The sequence below is a fragment of the Vibrio sp. QJM3NY_15 genome (assembly GCF_057785995.1).
This window is the reverse complement of the sequence record NZ_CM173517.1, coordinates 3,619,625-3,638,953: the sequence shown is the minus strand read 5'-3', so window position 1 is coordinate 3,638,953 and position 19,329 is coordinate 3,619,625. Positions and strand designations below refer to the sequence as shown.

Sequence of the window (19,329 nt, the reverse complement as noted above, 5' to 3'; positions counted from 1 at the left end):
ATAGTGGGTAGAATTGTAGCAATTGCCAACCAGAAAGGTGGCGTAGGAAAAACAACAACTTGTGTTAACTTAGCAGCATCAATGGCGGCAACTAAACGCAAGATATTGGTTGTTGACCTCGACCCTCAAGGTAATGCCACTATGGCGAGTGGTGTCGACAAATATCAGGTTGAAGCAACTGCTTACGATTTGCTAGTTGAAGACAGCCCATTTGATGAGGTAGTTTGCCGAAGTACATCTGGTAATTACGATCTCATTGCCGCAAACGGTGACGTTACGGCCGCAGAAATCAAGCTGATGGAAGTGTTTGCTCGCGAAGTTCGCCTAAAGAACGCGCTGGCATCCATTCGTAGTAACTATGATTTCATCTTTATTGATTGCCCACCGTCATTAAATCTTCTTACAATCAACGCGATGGCTGCGGCCGATTCCGTTTTGGTTCCTATGCAATGTGAATACTTTGCTCTAGAAGGTTTGACTGCATTGATGGATACCATCAGTAAACTTGCAGCTGTAGTAAACGAGGATCTGAAGATCGAAGGTCTTCTACGTACAATGTATGATCCTCGTAACCGTTTATCGAATGAAGTCTCTGATCAACTCAAAAAACACTTCGGTAATAAAGTCTACCGAACTGTGATCCCTCGTAATGTGCGTCTGGCAGAAGCGCCAAGTCATGGCAAGCCAGCAATGTACTACGACAAATATTCCGCAGGTGCTAAAGCATACCTTGCTCTGGCAGGCGAAATGTTGCGTCGTGAAGAAGTCCCAGTATAAGTCTAACCAAAGGAATTCGCTCAATGTCTAAGCGTGGTTTAGGAAAAGGGCTAGATGCATTGCTTGCAACTAGCTCGTTGGCTCGTGAAAAACAACAAGTTGCTTCTCATAGCCAGGCTTTGTCTGCTGATGGAGAACTGATCGAGATTGCTGTTGGTTGTTTAAAGCCAGGTGTATATCAACCGCGTAAGGATATTGCGCCAGAAGCGCTAGAAGAGTTGGCTGCTTCAATCCAATCTCAAGGCATTATTCAGCCGATTGTTGTGCGTCATTTAACGCAGGACCAGTTTGAGATTATCGCTGGTGAACGTCGTTGGAGAGCCGCTCGTCAAGCCGGTCTTAAGCAGGTTCCGTGTCTGGTTAAGAAAGTTGCAGACAAGGCCGCCATTGCTATGGCATTGATCGAGAATATTCAGCGTGAAGACCTGAATGTGATCGAAGAAGCGCAGGCTCTAGAACGTTTACAGAACGAATTTGAACTGACGCACCAGAAGGTGGCTGATGTGATAGGTAAATCGCGCGCAACCGTGAGTAACCTACTGCGTCTTAACCAATTGGCTGAACCGGTAAAGGCGTTGGTCGTGTCAAAGCAACTTGAAATGGGCCATGCTCGTGCATTACTAGCACTTGAAGGCGATGTTCAGGTAGAAGCGGCTAACACCGCGGCAAGCAAACAAATGACCGTGCGTCAAACTGAGCAACTCGTCAAAAAGTGCTTAAAACCAGAGGTTGAGTCTGAATCGAAGCCCGAGGACAAAGAAGCCATCGAACTTTCACGAAGACTCACGGAAAAATTGCAAGCAAACGTTTCAGTTACTCGTTCTGTTAGCGGTAAGTCAAAAGTGACAATTACTCTTGATGAGCCTCACAAATTAGAGCAACTTATTGCTAAACTAGAGTACTAAATGAGATAATTGATTTAGGTCAATTATGTAATAAACAAGTAATTTCGTACAAAAGTTGTCGGTTTGTATGCAAAAATGTAAATGATTGCTGCATTGTGATTGCAATCAATTTGGCTGAACGTATAATTTTCGCCAATTTCTCAGCACGCTTTGAAGCGAGTGGTAAAGTGGGCTTAAAGAGGAACGAATACATGGTAGCGGCGTTAGCAAGACCAGGACGAGTGCTTGCAAAGCAAATGTTATTGATCGAGCTTAGCGCGGTTATATTAGTGGCGATAGGGTTAGGTTTAGCTGTTAATCCTGATTGGGGTTTTGCTGCATTAATCGGTGGCGGTATTTTTGTCATCGCGAATGTAGTTTTTTGTGTGTGTGCTTTCCTATTTTGTGGAGCTCGCGCAACTAAGTTAGTTGCGGCGTCGTTCTATGCTGGTGAAGTGCTCAAAATCTTAATCACAGTTTTACTATTCTCTATTGTCTACATGTATATGCAGGTGGAATTAATTCCCCTCAAACTGACCTATTTACTGGTTCTAGGTATTAATATCTTTGCGCCAGTGCTTTTCATTAACAATAAAAAATAGGATGAGTTATGGCTGCGCCAACAGCATCCGGATACATTGAACACCATTTACAAAACCTTTCTTTAGCTAAGTTTGGTCTTGTAGAGGAAACAAGTTTCTGGAACGTACATATAGACAGTCTGTTTTTTTCTGTGCTGACAGGGGTGTTATTCCTTTGGGTTTTTCGCTCAGTCGCTAAGAAAGCAACAGTAGGTGTACCTGGTAAGCTTCAGTGTTTTGTTGAAATGGTAGTGGAATTCGTTGGCGACAACGTTAAAGAAACTTTCCATGGCCGCAATCCTCTGGTAGCTCCATTAGCACTGACTATATTCTGCTGGATTATCATTATGAACTTGATGGACTTAGTGCCTATCGATTTCTTACCATATCCTGCAGAGCATTGGCTAGGTATCCCTTACTTGAAAGTGGTTCCTACAGCTGATGTAAATATAACAATGGCAATGGCTTTAGGTGTTTTTGCTCTGATGATCTATTACAGCATCAAAGTGAAAGGCTTGGGCGGATTTGCTAAAGAATTGGCACTGCATCCATTTAATCACCCAATCATGATTCCATTTAACTTGGTACTTGAGGTAATTTCGTTATTAGCGAAGCCACTATCTCTAGGTATGCGTTTATTTGGTAATATGTTTGCGGGTGAGGTGGTGTTTATTCTTATCGCGGCAATGCTACCGTGGTACTTACAATGGGTAGGTGCACTACCTTGGGCTATCTTCCATATCTTGGTTATTTTGATTCAAGCGTTTGTTTTCATGATGTTGACAATCGTTTACCTATCAATGGCCCATGAAGATAGTGATCACTAAAAAAATTTTTAAGCTTTATTCTAACTATTAATGTTAATCGGAGAACGTAAATGGAAACTGTACTAAGTTTTTCAGCAATCGCTGTTGCTATCATTGTTGGTCTTTGTGCCGTAGGTACTGCAATTGGTTTTGCTATTCTTGGTGGTAAATTCCTAGAAGGCGCTGCGCGTCAACCTGAAATGGCTCCAATGCTACAAGTTAAGATGTTCATCATCGCTGGTCTACTGGATGCTGTTCCAATGATCGGTATCGTAATCGCACTACTATTCACGTTTGCTAACCCATTTGTAAGTCAGCTAGCAGGCTAATTAACTCTCAATAGTTAATTAAATTTTTGTAGTTGATTCTTAACGAGGAGTAGCTGTTGTGAATATGAACGCAACTCTGTTAGGTCAAGCAATTGCTTTTTCGCTATTTGTTTGGTTCTGCATGAAATATGTATGGCCACCAATTATGCAAGCAATTGAAGAACGTCAGAAAAAAATTGCTGACGGTCTTGTAGCCGCTGAACGCGCTGCTAAAGACTTGAACCTGGCACAAGCCAACGCTTCTGAGCAAATGAAGGAAGCGAAGCGCACTGCAACTGAGGTTATTGATCAGGCAAACAAACGTAAAGCTCAGATTATTGATGAAGCGCGCGAAGAGGCTCAGGCAGAACGCCAGAAGATCTTAACGCAAGCTGAAGCTGAAATTGAAGCTGAACGCACACGTGCCCGTGATGACCTGCGCAAACAAGTCGCAACTCTGGCTATAGCTGGTGCTGAGAAAATCCTTGAGCGTACTATCGATAAAGATGTACACAATGATCTTCTTAACAACATTACTGCAAAACTTTAAAGCAAGGGGCTGTATATGTCTGATTTGACTACAATCGCACGCCCCTATGCTAAAGCAGCGTTTGACTTTGCGGTAGATAAAGGTGAGCTAGACCAATGGGGTCAAATGCTTACTTTTGCTGCCGAAGTGGCACAAAATGATGATGTTCATAATTTATTAAGCAGTTCTATGACTGCTGAAAAGTTAGCTGAAGTATTCATTGTAATTTGTGGCGAACAATTTGATGAATTCGGTCAGAACTTAATTAAAGTGATGGCAGAGAATGGTCGTTTAATGGCCTTTCCTGATGTTTGCAAACAGTTCTTATTGCTTAAACAAGAGCATGAGAAAGAAATCGACGTTGAAGTAACTTCAGCCGTTGAGCTTTCTGAAGAACAACGTTCAAGCATCATCAGCAAATTGGAACTGCGCCTAGCGCGCAAAGTTCAGCTGAATTGCAGTATAGATGAGACTCTACTTAGTGGAGTTATTATTCGAGCCGGAGACCTAGTCATCGATAACTCAGCGCGCAGTCGTTTAGACCGCCTGAGCGATGCATTGCAGTCTTAATGGGGATTGGAGCATGCAACTTAATTCCACTGAAATTAGCGATCTAATTAAACAACGTATTGAATCTTTCGACGTTGTTAGTGAAGCTCGCAATGAAGGTACTATCGTTTCTGTAAGCGATGGCATCCTTAGCATCCACGGCCTAGCGGACGTGATGCAAGGTGAAATGATCGAACTACCGGGTGGCCGTTACGCGCTAGCACTAAACTTGAACCGTGATTCGGTTGGTGCTGTTGTAATGGGCCCGTATGCTGACCTACAGGAAGGCATGAAAGTTACAGGTACTGGTCGTATTCTTGAAGTACCAGTAGGTCCTGAAATGCTTGGTCGTGTTGTAAACACGCTAGGTGAGCCAATTGATGGTAAAGGTCCTATCGAAGCGAAATTAACTTCGCCTGTAGAAATTATCGCACCAGGTGTAATCGACCGTAAATCGGTAGATCAACCTGTTCAAACTGGTTACAAGTCAGTTGACTCAATGATCCCTATCGGTCGTGGTCAACGTGAACTAGTAATCGGTGACCGTCAGACTGGTAAAACAGCAATGGCGATCGATGCGATTATCAACCAGAAAGACTCTGGTATTTTCTCTATCTACGTAGCTATCGGCCAAAAAGCGTCGACTATTGCTAACGTAGTTCGCAAACTAGAAGAGCACGGCGCACTGGCTAACACTGTTGTTGTTGTTGCATCGGCTTCTGAATCTGCAGCGCTGCAATACCTTGCACCGTATGCTGGTTGTGCGATGGGTGAATACTTCCGTGATCGCGGCGAAGATGCACTGATTGTTTATGATGATCTATCTAAGCAAGCGGTAGCTTACCGTCAAATTTCACTACTACTTAAGCGTCCACCTGGCCGTGAAGCGTTCCCTGGTGATGTTTTCTACCTTCACTCTCGTCTACTAGAGCGTGCTGCTCGTGTAAGCGAAGCATACGTAGAAAAGTTCACTAACGGTGAAGTGACAGGCAAGACTGGTTCTTTAACTGCTCTACCTATCATCGAAACGCAAGCTGGTGACGTATCTGCATTCGTACCAACGAACGTAATCTCGATTACTGATGGTCAGATCTTCCTACAAACTGAACTATTCAACGCGGGCGTACGTCCAGCTGTTGACCCTGGTATCTCAGTTTCTCGTGTAGGTGGTTCGGCGCAGACTAAAATCATCAAGAAGCTATCTGGCGGTATCCGTACTGCTCTAGCTCAATACCGTGAACTTGCAGCATTTGCACAGTTCTCATCGGATCTTGATGAAGCGACCAAAAAGCAACTAGACCACGGTCAAAAAGTTACAGAACTGATGAAGCAGAAACAATATGCTCCTATGTCTGTATTTGACCAAGCTCTAGTAATCTTCGCTGCAGAGCGTGGATACCTTCAAGACGTAGAACTGTCTAAAGTTCTAGATTTTGAAGCTGCTTTACTGTCGTTTGCTCGTGGTCAATACGCTGATCTAGCAACACAGATCGACGCAACGGGTGCTTTCAACAAAGAAATCGAAGCTGAGCTGAAGAAGCTTGTTGACGATTTCAAGGCAACCCAGACCTGGTAATTGGTAGGTGGTCTTAGGGCCACCTCATACCATTAACGGAGAGTAACGATGGCCGGCGCAAAAGAGATACGTAATAAAATCGGTAGTGTTAAAAGCACACAGAAGATTACGAAAGCAATGGAAATGGTAGCAGCTTCAAAAATGCGTCGTTCTCAAGACGCAATGGAAGCTACTCGTCCATATGCAGAAACAATGCGTAAAGTGATCGGTCATTTGGCTAATGGTAGCCTCGAGTATAAGCATCCTTATCTTGAGGAACGTGAAGCCAAACGTGTTGGTTACATCATCGTTTCTACAGACCGTGGTCTTTGTGGTGGTTTGAACATTAACTTGTTCAAGAAAGCTATGAATGACATGAAAGATTGGTCTGAGAAAGGTGCTGATGTAGAGCTTGCAATTGTAGGTTCTAAAGCAACAGCATTTTTCAATAACAGCGGCGCGAAAGTAGCAGCTCAAGTTTCTGGTCTGGGCGATCGTCCAAGCCTTGAAGACTTGATTGGCTCTGTAAGCGTTATGCTGAAGAAATATGATGAAGGTGAATTGGATCGCCTGTTCGTAGTGTTTAACAGATTTGAAAACACTATGGTTCAAGAACCAACGATCGATCAATTACTTCCTTTGCCTAAATCAGACAGCGAAGACATGAAACGCGATCATGCTTGGGACTACATTTATGAGCCTGAGCCAAAACCATTACTAGATGCACTGTTAGTTCGATACGTCGAATCTCAAGTGTATCAAGGTGTGGTAGAGAATCTTGCTTGTGAGCAAGCGGCTCGAATGATTGCAATGAAATCAGCAACAGATAATGCTGGTGACATTATTGATGACTTAGAACTTGTGTATAACAAAGCCCGTCAATCGGCGATTACACAAGAACTTTCTGAGATCGTTTCAGGCGCAGCTGCGGTTTAAGCTTAGGTAAAACTAAATAGTTAGAGGATTAACGATGGCTACAGGTAAGATCGTACAGATCATTGGTGCGGTAGTCGACGTAGAGTTCCCACAGGGCGAAGTACCTCGTGTATACGATGCTCTGAATGTTAATGAAGTGAAAGAGCGTCTAGTTCTTGAAGTTCAGCAACAACTTGGCGGTGGCGTAGTACGCGCAATCGTAATGGGTAGCTCTGATGGTTTACGTCGTGGTTTGACAGTTGAAAATACTGGCGCTCCAATCTCGGTACCAGTAGGTACTAAGACACTTGGTCGTATCATGAACGTCCTAGGTGACGCAATTGATGAGTGTGGTGAAATCGGTGCTGAAGAGCATTACGCAATTCACCGTGAAGCTCCAAGCTACGAAGAGCAGTCTAATGAGACTTCTCTTCTAGAAACTGGTGTTAAAGTAATCGACTTGATTTGTCCATTCGCTAAGGGTGGTAAAATCGGTCTATTCGGTGGTGCTGGTGTAGGTAAGACCGTTAACATGATGGAACTTATCAACAACATCGCACTTCAACACTCAGGCCTATCTGTATTTGCAGGTGTAGGTGAGCGTACTCGTGAAGGTAACGATTTCTACTTTGAGATGCAGGAAGCAGGTGTTGTAAACATCGAAAAACCTGAAGAATCAAAAGTAGCGATGGTTTACGGTCAGATGAACGAGCCACCAGGTAACCGTCTACGTGTTGCACTGACTGGTCTAACAATGGCAGAACGCTTCCGTGACGAAGGTCGTGACGTTCTACTGTTCGTTGATAACATCTACCGTTACACACTAGCAGGTACTGAAGTATCAGCACTTCTAGGTCGTATGCCTTCTGCGGTAGGTTACCAACCTACACTAGCTGAAGAAATGGGTGTTCTACAAGAGCGTATCACGTCAACTAAAGCTGGTTCTATCACGTCTGTACAGGCGGTATACGTACCTGCGGATGACTTGACTGACCCGTCTCCAGCAACAACGTTCGCTCACTTAGATGCAACGGTAGTACTTAACCGTAATATCGCATCTATGGGTCTATACCCAGCGATCGACCCGCTAGATTCTACTTCACGTCAACTGGATCCATTGGTAGTTGGACAAGAACACTACGACATCGCTCGTGGCGTTCAGTCTACACTTCAGCGCTATAAAGAGCTGAAAGATATCATTGCTATCCTAGGTATGGATGAGCTATCTGAAGAAGATAAGCAAGTCGTATCTCGTGCTCGTAAGATTGAGAAGTTCCTAACTCAGCCTTACCACGTAGCGGAAGTATTTACAGGTGACCCAGGCGTTTACGTACCTCTTAAAGAGACTCTACGTGGCTTCCAAGGTCTTCTATCTGGTGAATACGATGACATTCCAGAGCAAGCGTTTATGTACTGTGGTGCAATTGACGAAGCTATTGAGAATGCTAAGAAGCTATAAGGCTAACTAGGAGGCGATATGGCAGCAATAACCTTTCACCTAGACGTTGTAAGCGCAGAGAAACAACTTTTCTCTGGTCTTGTTGAAACGTTTCAGGTGACCGGTAGTGAGGGTGAACTTGGTATTTTCCATGGTCACACTCCACTGCTGACCGCTATCAAGCCTGGTATGGTGCGTATTGTTAAGCAGCACGGCCACGAAGAAATCATTTATGTTTCTGGTGGTATGGTAGAAGTTCAACCTGGTACAGCGACTGTACTGGCTGATACAGCTATCCGTGGTGAAGAACTAGACGCAGCAAAGGCGGAAGAAGCTAAACGCAAGGCTGTGGAGAATATCCAAAATCAGCATGGCGACATAGACTTCGCACAAGCGGCCGGTGAACTGGCTAAAGCCATTGCTCAGTTACGAGTTATCGAACTGACAAAACAGCGTCGTTAATCTTTTATAAGATTACTGACTCTGAGATAAAGGCGACCTAAGGGTCGCCTTTTTGCATTTTCGGATTCTCAAAAATGCTTCTTTTACGTATCACTACTGGTTAAATGGTTATTGCGATTTAATTTTTTGGCCAAAAACGGTTACAATATCGGCTTAATAAAAATAACGTTGGATAGGTTTACAATGAAGTTTAGCGCGGTAATTCTCGCGGCGGGCAAAGGCACTCGCATGTATTCAAACACACCAAAGGTTCTGCACACGCTTGCAGGTAAGCCAATGGTGAAGCATGTTATTGATACATGTAATGGTCTAGGCGCTCAAAACATCAACCTGGTTTACGGCCACGGTGGTGATCAGATGAAGGCTACCCTAGCTGAAGAATCTGTAAACTGGGCACTGCAAGCTGAGCAGCTAGGTACTGGCCATGCTGTTGATCAGGCATCTGCACATTTCGCTGATGATGAAAAAGTATTGGTGCTATACGGTGATGTTCCACTGATCTCGCCAGAAACCATTGAAAACCTATTAGACGCTCAACCAAACGGTGGTATCGCACTACTTACTGTCGTTCTAGATAACCCTATGGGTTACGGTCGTATCATTCGTCGCAATGGCCCTGTTGTGGCAATCGTTGAGCAGAAAGATGCAACCGATGAGCAGAAGCTTATCAAAGAGATCAACACCGGCGTTATGGTCGCAACAGGTGGTGATCTGAAGCGTTGGTTATCAGGCCTAAGCAATGACAACGCACAAGGTGAATACTACCTGACTGACGTTATTGCAGCCGCTCACGATGAAGGCCGTGCCGTTGAAGCAGTACACCCAGTAAGCCCAATTGAAGTGGAAGGCGTTAACGATCGCTCTCAACTGGCTCGTCTAGAGCGTGCTTACCAAGCTGAGCAAGCAGACAAGTTATTGAAGCAAGGCGTAATGCTGCGCGACCCAAGCCGCTTTGACCTACGTGGTGAGCTTCAATGTGGTATGGATGTTGAGATTGATACCAACGTAATCATTGAAGGCAGCGTAAGCATTGGTGATAACGTGGTTATCGGCACCGGTTGTGTACTTAAAGACTGTGAGATTGATGACAACACTATCGTTCGTCCATATAGCGTAATCGAAGGTGCGACAATTGGTGAAGACTGTACGGTTGGTCCATTCACTCGCTTACGTCCAGGTGCTGACATGCGTAACAATTCACATGTAGGTAACTTTGTTGAAGTGAAGAACACTCGTCTTGGTGAGGGTTCTAAAGCGAATCACCTTACTTACCTAGGTGATGCTGAGATCGGTCAACGTGTAAATGTGGGTGCGGGTGCTATCACTTGTAACTACGATGGCGCGAACAAGTTTAAGACCATCATTGGCGATGACGTATTTGTTGGCTCAGACAGCCAATTAATCGCACCTGTTACTATTGGCAACGGCGCAACTGTCGGTGCAGGCTCAACGGTGACTCGTGATGTTTCAGAGAACGAGCTTGTTATTAGCCGTGCGAAAGAGCGCAAGATTGCCAACTGGCAGCGTCCGACTAAGAAAAAGTAGTCCCTTAATAAATAAGATGATTTTAATGAAAGCCAGTAGTACCGCTACTGGCTTTTTCTTATTTATCTAGATATAAAAAAGAGCGAGTAATCTCGCTCTTTTTTTGTTTTCTTAAGCTAGAAGCTAGAAGCTAGAAGCTAGAAGCTAGTCTTGCTTATCTTCTGCCACTACGCGAGAGTTATCTGGCGCAACAAAGTGGTCAGACAGTTCTTTGTTCGAAACGATGTAACCAATCCACAAAGTACCTAAGCAAATCACCACAGCAATACCCGTAGCGCTAAGTGCTTGGCTCGCCATTGCAGCAACGAGTGCGCTTGATAAGCTACTAATACTGATCTGAAGGCTGTTTTGTAGGCCTGCAGCCGTTGCTGGGCTCTGTTTTGCGCTTGATAGAGCACGGTTTACTACTATTGGGTAAAGTGCGCCGTTTGCTACTGCAATCAGACAGAACGGTGCCAGTAGAGGCCAAATTGACGTCAGTTCCCATTGTGATGCGATGAAAATCAGTAACGCAGCAACGCTAAACAAACCAATCAGGTTTCGTAATACGACACCATCACCGTACTTTTTCACTGCTTGCTTACCGAAGTAGCCACCAGCCATAAAGGCGATTGTCTGTGGAATGAAGCTCAAGCCAATGTCTTTTGCTTCATAACCGAGCTGAGCCATGATCTCTGGCATACCCGTTAGGTAAGCGAAGAACGCTGCTGACGCCGATGCAAACATCAACACATTGCCCATGTATGGCTTAGACTTAAGTAGCGTTTTAATATCAGTCTTGATCGATGTCTGTTTTACTTCCGGCGCTTCTTTTGGTTGAGCCATTGTCGTTGCGATCAACAATGCGCCCATTAGCGTCAATGTGATAAAGATACTGTGCCAACCAAAGCTGTCTGCTAGCAACACACCCAGTTGAGGTGCTAACGCTGGAGATAGCGCCACTAGAGGCATGATAGTCGCAAAAATTTGCTGGCTACTGCTCTGAGAGTAACGCTTGATTACCATTGCTTGCCAAATTACCGCAGGCGCACATACACCGATCGCTTGAATAAAGCGCAGTGTCAGTAGGTGCCATACTTCGGTACTGAATGCTAAGCCAAATGAAGCGGCTGTGAATATTACTAGACCGACTGCCAGCGTATTGCGGTGACCATATTTGTCACTTGCTAGGCCCCAAAGAAGCTGACCTAGTGCCATACCGCCAAGGAATACGGTTAGAGACAAGGCGATCTGCTCTGGCCCGGTTGCAAAGTCGACTTCCATTGCTTTGAACGCTGGAAGGTACATATCAGTCGCGATGAAACCAAGCATTGAAAGTACTGCAAGGTAGACCAATTGAAATTTAGAAATATTCATAAGATGCCATTAAGCTAAAAGTAGTGATGTTTTTATCATCAAAAAAATTGTTAGATAATCAGGAGTGAAAGTCCCTGTTTATTTATGCTGACATTCTATTTTTCAGAGCTGATAAAATAAAACGCTAAAATATGTAGTTATCAATCAAAAAATTTGAAGGCTTATGTTCTCTAAATCCTCGTTAGAAATGCTTGATACCGTTGCTCGCTTGGGCAGCTTTACTGCGGCTGCTGAGCAATTGCACAAAGTTCCATCGGCGATCAGCTATGGGGTAAGGCAGGTAGAGCAAGAGCTTGATGTTTTACTTTTCAGACGCTTACCAAGAAAAGTAGAACTGACGCCTGCTGGGGAGTTGTTTATTGAAGAGGCTCGCCAACTGCTGAGGCAAATGGAAGAACTCAGTGCGCAAACTCGCCGCGCTGCGCGTGGTTGGAAGAAAACCCTACGTCTAACCCTTGATAACGTGGTTAAGCTCGACAAGATGAAGCCAATGATTGAAGAGTTTTATCAAACCTTTGAGTTTGCAGAGCTACAGATCAACATGGAAGTGTTTAACGGTTCTTGGGAAGCCATTGCTCAGGGCAGGGCGGATATCGTGATTGGCGCCACTTCGGCGATTCCGGTTGGCGGTGACTTTGAAGTTAAGGATATGGGGCGGTTAGATTGGGCATTTGTCATGTCACCCAGTCACCCTTGTGTGCGAGAACAAAACCTCAATGAAGCCTTTGTCAGTCAATATCCAGCGATCTGTTTGGATGATACCTCCAGCGTGCTACCTAAGCGTCACACTGGCCATTATGCAAGTCAGAGACGTCTTCTATTACCTAACTGGTATAGCGCAATAGAATGCCTTAAAAATGGTGTAGGGGTGGGTTATATGCCAAGGCACATTGCCGCGCCTATTATTGAACAAGGCTTGCTGGTGGAGAAAATACTGCCTGAGCCGAGCCCGCAGAGTCATTGTTGTTTGGTATGGCGAAAAGACGATAACCATAAATTGATCGAATGGATGGTCAAGTACCTAGGATCGAGTGAACAACTTCACCAAGATTGGTTGGATCATCGCAAGGCGATCTAATGATCTCTTTGCAAGAGGATCCTTTTCAAGCTTGAGCTGAATCAGCACCAATAAAAAGAGCGAGTAAATACTCGCTCTTTTTTGATTCGGTCGTAAACTCTTAAGACAAGAAGAACTTGTAGGAAGGGTTATCGGTTTCATCTTTGCATTGGTAGCCGAGTTCTTCTAAGTGCGTAGAGAACTGAGCCAAATCATCATCACCGAGTTCGAAGCCACACAGCACTCGACCGTAATCGGCACCATGGTTACGATAGTTGAACAGGCTGATATTCCAGTGAGTCCCTAAGGTATCAAGGAATTTAATCAATGCACCTGGGTATTCAGGGAACTCAAAGCTGTAAAGACGCTCTTTCAATGGCTTCGATGGTTTGCCGCCAATCATGTAACGAATGTGAAGCTTTGCCATCTCGTCATCAGACAAGTCGACAACCGCGTAGTCACCCTCACGTAAGTCATTGATGATGTGTTCGAGTTCTTCTTGTCCACCTTGTAGACGTACACCTACGAAGATATTCGCCAGGCTTTCGTCGTTGTGGCGGTAGTTAAACTCAGTCACCGCTCGACCACCAATAATGTTACAGAACTCTAGGAACGCACCTTGTCGTTCTGGAATCGTCACCGCAAGTAGACCTTCTCGCTTCTCACCCAATTCACAACGCTCAGAGACATAACGCAGGCCGTGGAAGTTGGTGTTCGCACCAGAAAGTACCGTTGCTAGTTGCTTATTTTGCAGTTGGTTTTGTTCTGCAAACTTCTTAAGGCCTGCCAGAGCAAGCGCTCCTGAAGGCTCGGCAATCGCACGAGTGTCTTCAAAGATGTCCTTTACCGCAGAGCAGATTTCATCGCTAGAGACTGTAATATGACCATCAATGTACTGTTGGCAAAGACGGAAGGTTTCTTCACCAATGCGTTTAACCGCAACACCATCAGCAAACATGCTGACCTGATCCAGTACCACGGGTTCACCCGCATCCAGTGCTGCTTTCAAGCAAGCCGAGTCTTCAGGCTCTACCGCTATCACTTTAATCTCTGGCATCAGTTGTTTGATAAGCACTGCAACACCAGCGGCTAAGCCACCACCACCAACCGGCACAAAGATATAATCCATGTGACCGTTTTGCTGCAGCATCTCCATGCCCATAGTGCCTTGCCCTGCAATCACCAGTGGGTGATCGAAAGGAGGAACAAAGGTGAAGCCATGTTCAGCCGATAGGCGTTCCGCTTCCGCTTTTGCTTCATCGAAATTACTGCCGTGCAGAACCACTTTGCCACCAAATCCGCGTACCGCATCAACCTTGATATCCGGCGTCGTTTTTGGCATCACGATTGTGGTTTGAATACCCAACTTAGAGCCAGATAACGCCATACCTTGTGCGTGATTTCCTGCGGATGCTGCGATAACACCTGCGGCTTTCTGTTGTTCAGAAAGGCTTGAAACCATGTTGTAAGCACCGCGCAGCTTAAACGAGTGTACCGGTTGACGATCTTCTCGTTTTAGCTGAACCTGATTACCGATACGAGCGCTTAAACGTGGCATATCTTGCAGAGGTGTCACAATCGCCGCTTCGTAAACCGGCGCTCTCAGGATTTGGCGCAGATAGTCTGCGCCACTTTGTTTTTTGGGACTGGAGGTGTCGTCACTCATAGTTAGCCCTCAAGCTTAGACTTATCACGCACTGCGCCTTTGTCGGCACTGGTTGCCATGCTCGCGTAAGCTTTCAGTGCGAATGACACTTCACGCTGACGGTTTTCTGGTTTCCAGCCTAGTGCATCTTGTTTTTCACGACGTGCTGTTAGTTCAGCTTCTGGTACATCAAGCGTGATTGAACGGCTAGGGATGTCGATAGTGATAATATCGCCAGTGTTAACTAGACCAATCACACCGCCACTTGCTGCTTCTGGAGACGCGTGGCCGATAGACAGACCCGATGTACCACCAGAGAAGCGACCATCAGTCAGTAGAGCACATGACTTACCTAGGCCCATTGATTTCAAGTAAGTGGTTGGGTACAGCATTTCTTGCATACCTGGACCACCTTTTGGACCTTCGTAGCGAATAACCACGACTTCGCCTGCTTTAACTTTACCCGCTAAGATACCTTCTACCGCTGTATCTTGGCTTTCAAATACGATTGCTGGACCTTGGAATTTAAGGTTTTCTTCATCAACACCCGCAGTCTTAACGATACAACCATCAACCGCGATGTTACCTGAAAGTACCGCTAGGCCACCTTCTTGGCTGAATGCGTTCTCTTTGGTACGAATACAACCTTCTTTGCGATCGTCATCAAGGCGATCCCAACGGCAATCTTGTGAGAAAGCTTTAGTTGTACGGATGCCCGCAGGGCCAGCACGGAAGAACTTAAGCACCGCTTCGTCTTCTGTCTGCATGATGTCGTACTGAGCAAGTTGCTCTTGCATGCTTAGACCAAGCACGGTGCGAGTTTGGTTGTTCAATAGACCTGCACGGTCAAGTTCGCCAAGGATCGCCATTACGCCACCAGCGCGGTGAACATCTTCCATGTGGTACTTCGGTGTTGAAGGCGCCACTTTACATAGGTGTGGAACACGGCGAGACATCGCATCGATATCATCCATATCGAAATCAATGTCGCCTTCTTGAGCGGCCGCTAAAAGGTGAAGAACGGTGTTACTAGAACCACCCATTGCGATATCAAGCGCCATCGCATTATCAAAGGCAGCGCGGTTTGCGATGTTGCGTGGCAGTGCTGACTCGTCGTCTTGCTCGTAGTAACGCTTGGTTAGATCAACGATGCGCTTACCGGCATTGATGAACAGTTCTTCGCGGTCTGCGTGCGTCGCCAGCATAGAACCGTTACCAGGCTGAGATAGACCAAGTGCTTCTGTTAGACAGTTCATTGAGTTTGCTGTGAACATACCTGAACATGAACCACAGGTTGGACATGCTGAACGTTCTACTTGCTCACTTTGCTCATCAGAAATCGTTGGATCAGCACCCTGAATCATCGCGTCAACAAGGTCGAGCTTGATGATCTGATCTGAAAGCTTGGTTTTACCTGCTTCCATTGGGCCGCCTGATACAAAGATCACTGGGATGTTAAGGCGCATTGCTGCCATCATCATTCCCGGCGTGATTTTGTCACAGTTAGAGATACACACCATCGCATCCGCACAGTGTGCATTGACCATGTATTCTACTGAATCAGCAATAAGCTCACGTGATGGCAGTGAGTACAGCATGCCGCCGTGGCCCATTGCGATACCATCATCGACTGCGATGGTGTTGAATTCTTTAGCGATACCGCCTGCTTTCTCGATTTCACCTGCAACCAGTTGACCCATATCTTTAAGGTGAACGTGGCCTGGTACGAATTGAGTGAAAGAGTTTACAACCGCGATGATTGGCTTACCGAAGTCATCATCTTTAACGCCAGTTGCACGCCATAAAGCGCGCGCACCAGCCATGTTGCGTCCGTGGGTAGTCGTTGCTGAACGATAGATTGGCATTGCTTAAATCCTTATAAAATATTTGGCTGTTGCTTACTTAGTGGTTTGTGTTTGGTTATCTGACGTGTGGTCTGCTGGATAAACGTAATCTAACCAACCCCACTTATCCTCAGTAGTGCCATTAAATAAACCAAAGTAAGCTGCTTGAACTTTTTCAGTGATAGGACCGCGTTTGCCTTCACCTACTGTAATTTTGTCTACGCTGCGAACCGGAACGATTTCTGCCGCTGTACCTGTCATGAAGACTTCGTCAGCAAGGTACAGGGCTTCACGAGCAATGTTCTCTTCACGGATTTCATAACCCATGTCTTTTGCTAGTGTCATGATCGAGTCACGAGTGATACCCGGCAGAATCGCGCTTGTTGCTGGTGGTGTAGAAAGAATGCCGTTACGAATAACAAAAATGTTCTCGCCTGCACCTTCTGAAAGGTAGCCATCAACACTCAGAGCAATACCTTCATCGTAACCATGACGACGAGCTTCACCACCAACGAGCAGTGATGATAGGTAGTTACCACCAGCCTTTGCTGAAGTTGGGATAGTATTTGGCGCTGCACGGTTCCAGCTTGAGATCATCGCATCTACGCCATTTTCTAGCGCTTCTTCACCTAGGTAAGAACCCCATGGGAAAGCGGCGATGATCAGATCCATCTCTGTGTTTTCAGGAGGGCAAACACCTAAGCCAACGTTGCCGACAAAGCCGAGAGGGCGGATGTAGGCTGACTCTAGCTTATTTTGACGTAGCGTTTCGCGAGTCGCTTCCATAATTTCTTCCTCAGTGAAAGGAATTGGGAAGCGGTAGATTTTCGCTGAGTCTTTTAGGCGTCTTGCGTGCTCTGGGTGACGGAAGATAACCGGACCCTTTGGCGTGTTGTAGCAACGAACGCCTTCAAATACAGAAGTACCGTAGTGCATTGCGTGAGTCAGGACGTGAACGTTTGCCTCTGCCCAAGGAACCATTTCACCGTTAAACCAAATATAGTCTGCTGTTTTAGCTGTCATGTTTGCGGTTCCTTATGCACTTATTTTTTGTTGTAAGTTATTGTTTGGCAATTCATTACGACTGATAGAGATAACGTCAACGGTGCGTACATCCCACAGCTTTTCGATCTGATTAACTAAGAAAGAAATCGGGCGGTCACTGTCGACAATGATCTCAACGCTCGCGACTTTGCTTTCGTGGTTTTGGGTACCAGCCACTTGCTTAACGATGAAGCCACGATGACGAATAACACGAAGAACACGTTCTAACAGTACTGGTTTATCATCGGCTTTGATGTCTAATAAGTATCTTTTCATGTTATGTGTTCTCCAACATTTCGCTGTTTGAAGCACCTGGCGGTACTAGTGGCCATACGTTTTCTTCTTCGTCGATAAGGACATGAAGTAGGTAAGCGGTTTTGCTCTCAAGCATCTCTTTTAATGCTGGCTCTACTTCTTCTTTACGCGTGATGGTTTTGCCCGGGATATCGAACGCTTTTGCCAGCATGACGAAATCTGGGTTGTCATCCAAGATAGTTTCACTGTGTCGGCCATCAAAGAACAGAGATTGCCATTGGCGAACCATGCCTAAACGAGAGTTGTTAAGCAGCACCATCTTCACTGGGATTTGGCGACGCTTCAGCGTACCAAGCTCTTGCACGTTCATCATGAATGAGCCGTCACCTGAGATAAGTATAGATTGGTCATCAGGACGACCAACCGATGCACCCATAGCTGCAGGTAGGCCAAAGCCCATAGTGCCTAGGCCCGCTGAAGTGATGAAGTTTTGTGGATCGCGAGGTTGAATATGCTGAGCTGCCCACATCTGATGTTGGCCAACATCGGTTGAAACCATAGAACTCGCAGGCATCATGTCTGACAGTTGTTTCAACAACAGAGGTGCGAAGATAAGGTCGCCTGGGTGGTCGTAGCGCCACTTGAATGAGCTGCGTAGCCCTTCAGAGTGGTGAACCCAAGAAGATATGTCTTGGCTTAGTTCCAGTTGAGGCATGATCTTGTTGATGTCACCACGAATTGGCGCATTAGCAAGACGCAGTTTGCTAAATTCAGCGGCATCGATATCGATATGGATAACTTTAGCGTGCGGTGCAAAGGTATCGAGCTTGCCGGTTACTCGGTCGTCAAAACGAGCGCCAACAACAATTAACAGGTCACTTTCTTGAACCACTAGGTTAGCGGCTTTGGTGCCGTGCATACCCAGCATACCCAAGTAGTGTGGGTCGTCACGCTCAATGGTGCCTAAGCCTTTTAGTGTGCTTACTGCAGGCATTGGATTTAGACGTAAAAACTCACGAACTGCATCGGTTGCTTTCGCCAGTTGAACGCCACCACCTACGTATAAAACAGGACGAGTCGCTTGAGACAAGAAGTACTGAGCTTGTTCAATAGCATCCGTTGTCACAACAGGAATAGCTGGTGGTGTAAATTCAGGAAGAATTTTTACAGGGGACTCTGCTAGCTGAACATCTTTAGCGATATCGACAATAACCGGACCGGGACGCCCTGCTTTTGCAACGATAAATGCTTCAGCCAGTGTTGGAGCAAGATCTTCAATATCGGTAACGAGGTAACTGTGTTTAGTACATGACAGAGACATACCAATCACATCCATTTCTTGGAATGCATCGGTACCAATGTGGGAGCTAGCAACTTGACCAGTGATAGCGACGAGTGGGATGGAGTCCATAAAGGCATCAGCAAGACCTGTGACTAGGTTAGTCGCGCCAGGGCCTGAGGTTGCCATACAAACAGCGACGTCTTGTGTTGCACGTGCCATACCGATAGCTGCCATTGCAGCACCTTGCTCATGGCGACACAGGATATGCTCAACCCCGCCGTCATAAAGTGCGTCGTAGATTGGCATGATGGCACCACCTGGGTAACCAAATACGGTTTCAATACCCTGCTGTTTTAGTGCGGATACAACTAGTTCTGCGCCTTTCATCGGAATTTCCCCGTATTACCTATATTTTGGTAACTGTTTCCATTGTCTATGCACATCTTGTGCTCCCATTCTTCCTGTAAATCGGCAAAGCCGAAAATGTTTCAAATATA

Annotated in this window: 19 protein-coding genes; 13 read left to right on the top strand and 6 right to left on the bottom strand. The window is 45.7% G+C overall.

Annotation, left to right across the window (positions count from 1 at the left end):
* Window positions 1-3 precede the first annotated feature (3 nt).
* The 12 genes from AC3CKG_RS16430 to glmU all read left to right on the top strand — a co-directional run bounded on the left by AC3CKG_RS16430 (window position 4) and on the right by glmU (window position 10,349).
* The gene (locus AC3CKG_RS16430; RefSeq protein WP_017111746.1) at window positions 4-777 is read left to right on the top strand and encodes a ParA family protein; all 774 of its coding nucleotides are present in this window, start codon (window positions 4-6) and stop codon (window positions 775-777) included.
* 23 nt (window positions 778-800) lie between these two features.
* A complete protein-coding gene (locus AC3CKG_RS16425; RefSeq protein WP_017111745.1) occupies window positions 801-1,682 on the top strand; it encodes a ParB/RepB/Spo0J family partition protein in 882 nt (293 codons plus the stop codon).
* Between the two features lie 191 nt (window positions 1,683-1,873).
* Window positions 1,874-2,263 (top strand): F0F1 ATP synthase subunit I, encoded by a 390-nt coding sequence (locus AC3CKG_RS16420; RefSeq protein WP_004735732.1) that lies wholly within the window; start codon window positions 1,874-1,876, stop codon window positions 2,261-2,263.
* A gap of 8 nt (window positions 2,264-2,271) precedes the next feature.
* Window positions 2,272-3,069: a F0F1 ATP synthase subunit A gene (gene atpB / locus AC3CKG_RS16415; protein ID WP_004735733.1), complete on the top strand. Its 798-nt coding sequence runs from the start codon at window positions 2,272-2,274 to the stop codon at window positions 3,067-3,069.
* Between the two features lie 50 nt (window positions 3,070-3,119).
* On the top strand, window positions 3,120-3,377 hold the full coding sequence (gene atpE / locus AC3CKG_RS16410) for a F0F1 ATP synthase subunit C (RefSeq protein ID WP_004735734.1): 258 nt from the start codon (window positions 3,120-3,122) through the stop codon (window positions 3,375-3,377).
* A 58-nt stretch (window positions 3,378-3,435) separates the two neighbouring features.
* On the top strand, window positions 3,436-3,906 hold the full coding sequence (atpF, locus tag AC3CKG_RS16405) for a F0F1 ATP synthase subunit B (protein WP_017077303.1): 471 nt from the start codon (window positions 3,436-3,438) through the stop codon (window positions 3,904-3,906).
* A gap of 15 nt (window positions 3,907-3,921) precedes the next feature.
* Window positions 3,922-4,455, top strand: coding sequence for a F0F1 ATP synthase subunit delta (gene atpH / locus AC3CKG_RS16400; protein ID WP_017107529.1), 534 nt, complete (start codon window positions 3,922-3,924; stop codon window positions 4,453-4,455).
* A 13-nt stretch (window positions 4,456-4,468) separates the two neighbouring features.
* Window positions 4,469-6,010, top strand: coding sequence for a F0F1 ATP synthase subunit alpha (gene atpA, locus AC3CKG_RS16395; protein ID WP_004735737.1), 1,542 nt, complete (start codon window positions 4,469-4,471; stop codon window positions 6,008-6,010).
* A 48-nt stretch (window positions 6,011-6,058) separates the two neighbouring features.
* The gene (atpG, locus tag AC3CKG_RS16390; RefSeq protein ID WP_017107530.1) at window positions 6,059-6,925 is read left to right on the top strand and encodes a F0F1 ATP synthase subunit gamma; all 867 of its coding nucleotides are present in this window, start codon (window positions 6,059-6,061) and stop codon (window positions 6,923-6,925) included.
* A gap of 34 nt (window positions 6,926-6,959) precedes the next feature.
* A complete protein-coding gene (gene atpD / locus AC3CKG_RS16385) occupies window positions 6,960-8,363 on the top strand; it encodes a F0F1 ATP synthase subunit beta (protein ID WP_017107531.1) in 1,404 nt (467 codons plus the stop codon).
* Between the two features lie 18 nt (window positions 8,364-8,381).
* On the top strand, window positions 8,382-8,804 hold the full coding sequence (locus tag AC3CKG_RS16380) for a F0F1 ATP synthase subunit epsilon (RefSeq protein ID WP_017107532.1): 423 nt from the start codon (window positions 8,382-8,384) through the stop codon (window positions 8,802-8,804).
* A 183-nt stretch (window positions 8,805-8,987) separates the two neighbouring features.
* On the top strand, window positions 8,988-10,349 hold the full coding sequence (gene glmU, locus AC3CKG_RS16375) for a bifunctional UDP-N-acetylglucosamine diphosphorylase/glucosamine-1-phosphate N-acetyltransferase GlmU (protein WP_029222948.1): 1,362 nt from the start codon (window positions 8,988-8,990) through the stop codon (window positions 10,347-10,349).
* Between the two features lie 144 nt (window positions 10,350-10,493).
* Here glmU and punC read toward each other — a convergent pair whose 3' ends face one another.
* The gene (punC, locus tag AC3CKG_RS16370; protein ID WP_192854250.1) at window positions 10,494-11,705 is read right to left on the bottom strand and encodes a purine nucleoside transporter PunC; all 1,212 of its coding nucleotides are present in this window, start codon (window positions 11,703-11,705) and stop codon (window positions 10,494-10,496) included.
* A 163-nt stretch (window positions 11,706-11,868) separates the two neighbouring features.
* On the opposite strand from punC, the gene punR reads away from it, so the two are divergent.
* Entirely contained in the window at window positions 11,869-12,783 is a 915-nt protein-coding gene (punR, locus tag AC3CKG_RS16365; protein ID WP_065104226.1) for a DNA-binding transcriptional activator PunR, read from the top strand.
* A 100-nt stretch (window positions 12,784-12,883) separates the two neighbouring features.
* Here the strand turns inward: punR and ilvA are convergent, their stop codons facing one another.
* The 5 genes from ilvA to ilvG are packed head-to-tail and all read right to left on the bottom strand — an operon-like array spanning window position 12,884 to window position 19,219.
* A complete protein-coding gene (ilvA, locus tag AC3CKG_RS16360) occupies window positions 12,884-14,428 on the bottom strand; it encodes a threonine ammonia-lyase, biosynthetic (protein WP_017087280.1) in 1,545 nt (514 codons plus the stop codon).
* 2 nt (window positions 14,429-14,430) lie between these two features.
* The gene (gene ilvD / locus AC3CKG_RS16355) at window positions 14,431-16,272 is read right to left on the bottom strand and encodes a dihydroxy-acid dehydratase (RefSeq protein WP_017107537.1); all 1,842 of its coding nucleotides are present in this window, start codon (window positions 16,270-16,272) and stop codon (window positions 14,431-14,433) included.
* Between the two features lie 33 nt (window positions 16,273-16,305).
* Entirely contained in the window at window positions 16,306-17,274 is a 969-nt protein-coding gene (locus tag AC3CKG_RS16350) for a branched-chain amino acid transaminase (RefSeq protein ID WP_017107538.1), read from the bottom strand.
* Between the two features lie 12 nt (window positions 17,275-17,286).
* Window positions 17,287-17,571 carry an acetolactate synthase 2 small subunit gene (gene ilvM / locus AC3CKG_RS16345; protein ID WP_017111739.1) on the bottom strand — a complete coding sequence of 95 codons (285 nt, stop codon included), beginning with the start codon at window positions 17,569-17,571 and terminating at the stop codon, window positions 17,287-17,289.
* A 1-nt stretch (window position 17,572) separates the two neighbouring features.
* Entirely contained in the window at window positions 17,573-19,219 is a 1,647-nt protein-coding gene (gene ilvG / locus AC3CKG_RS16340) for an acetolactate synthase 2 catalytic subunit (protein WP_102281292.1), read from the bottom strand.
* Between the last annotated feature and the right edge of the window lie 110 nt (window positions 19,220-19,329).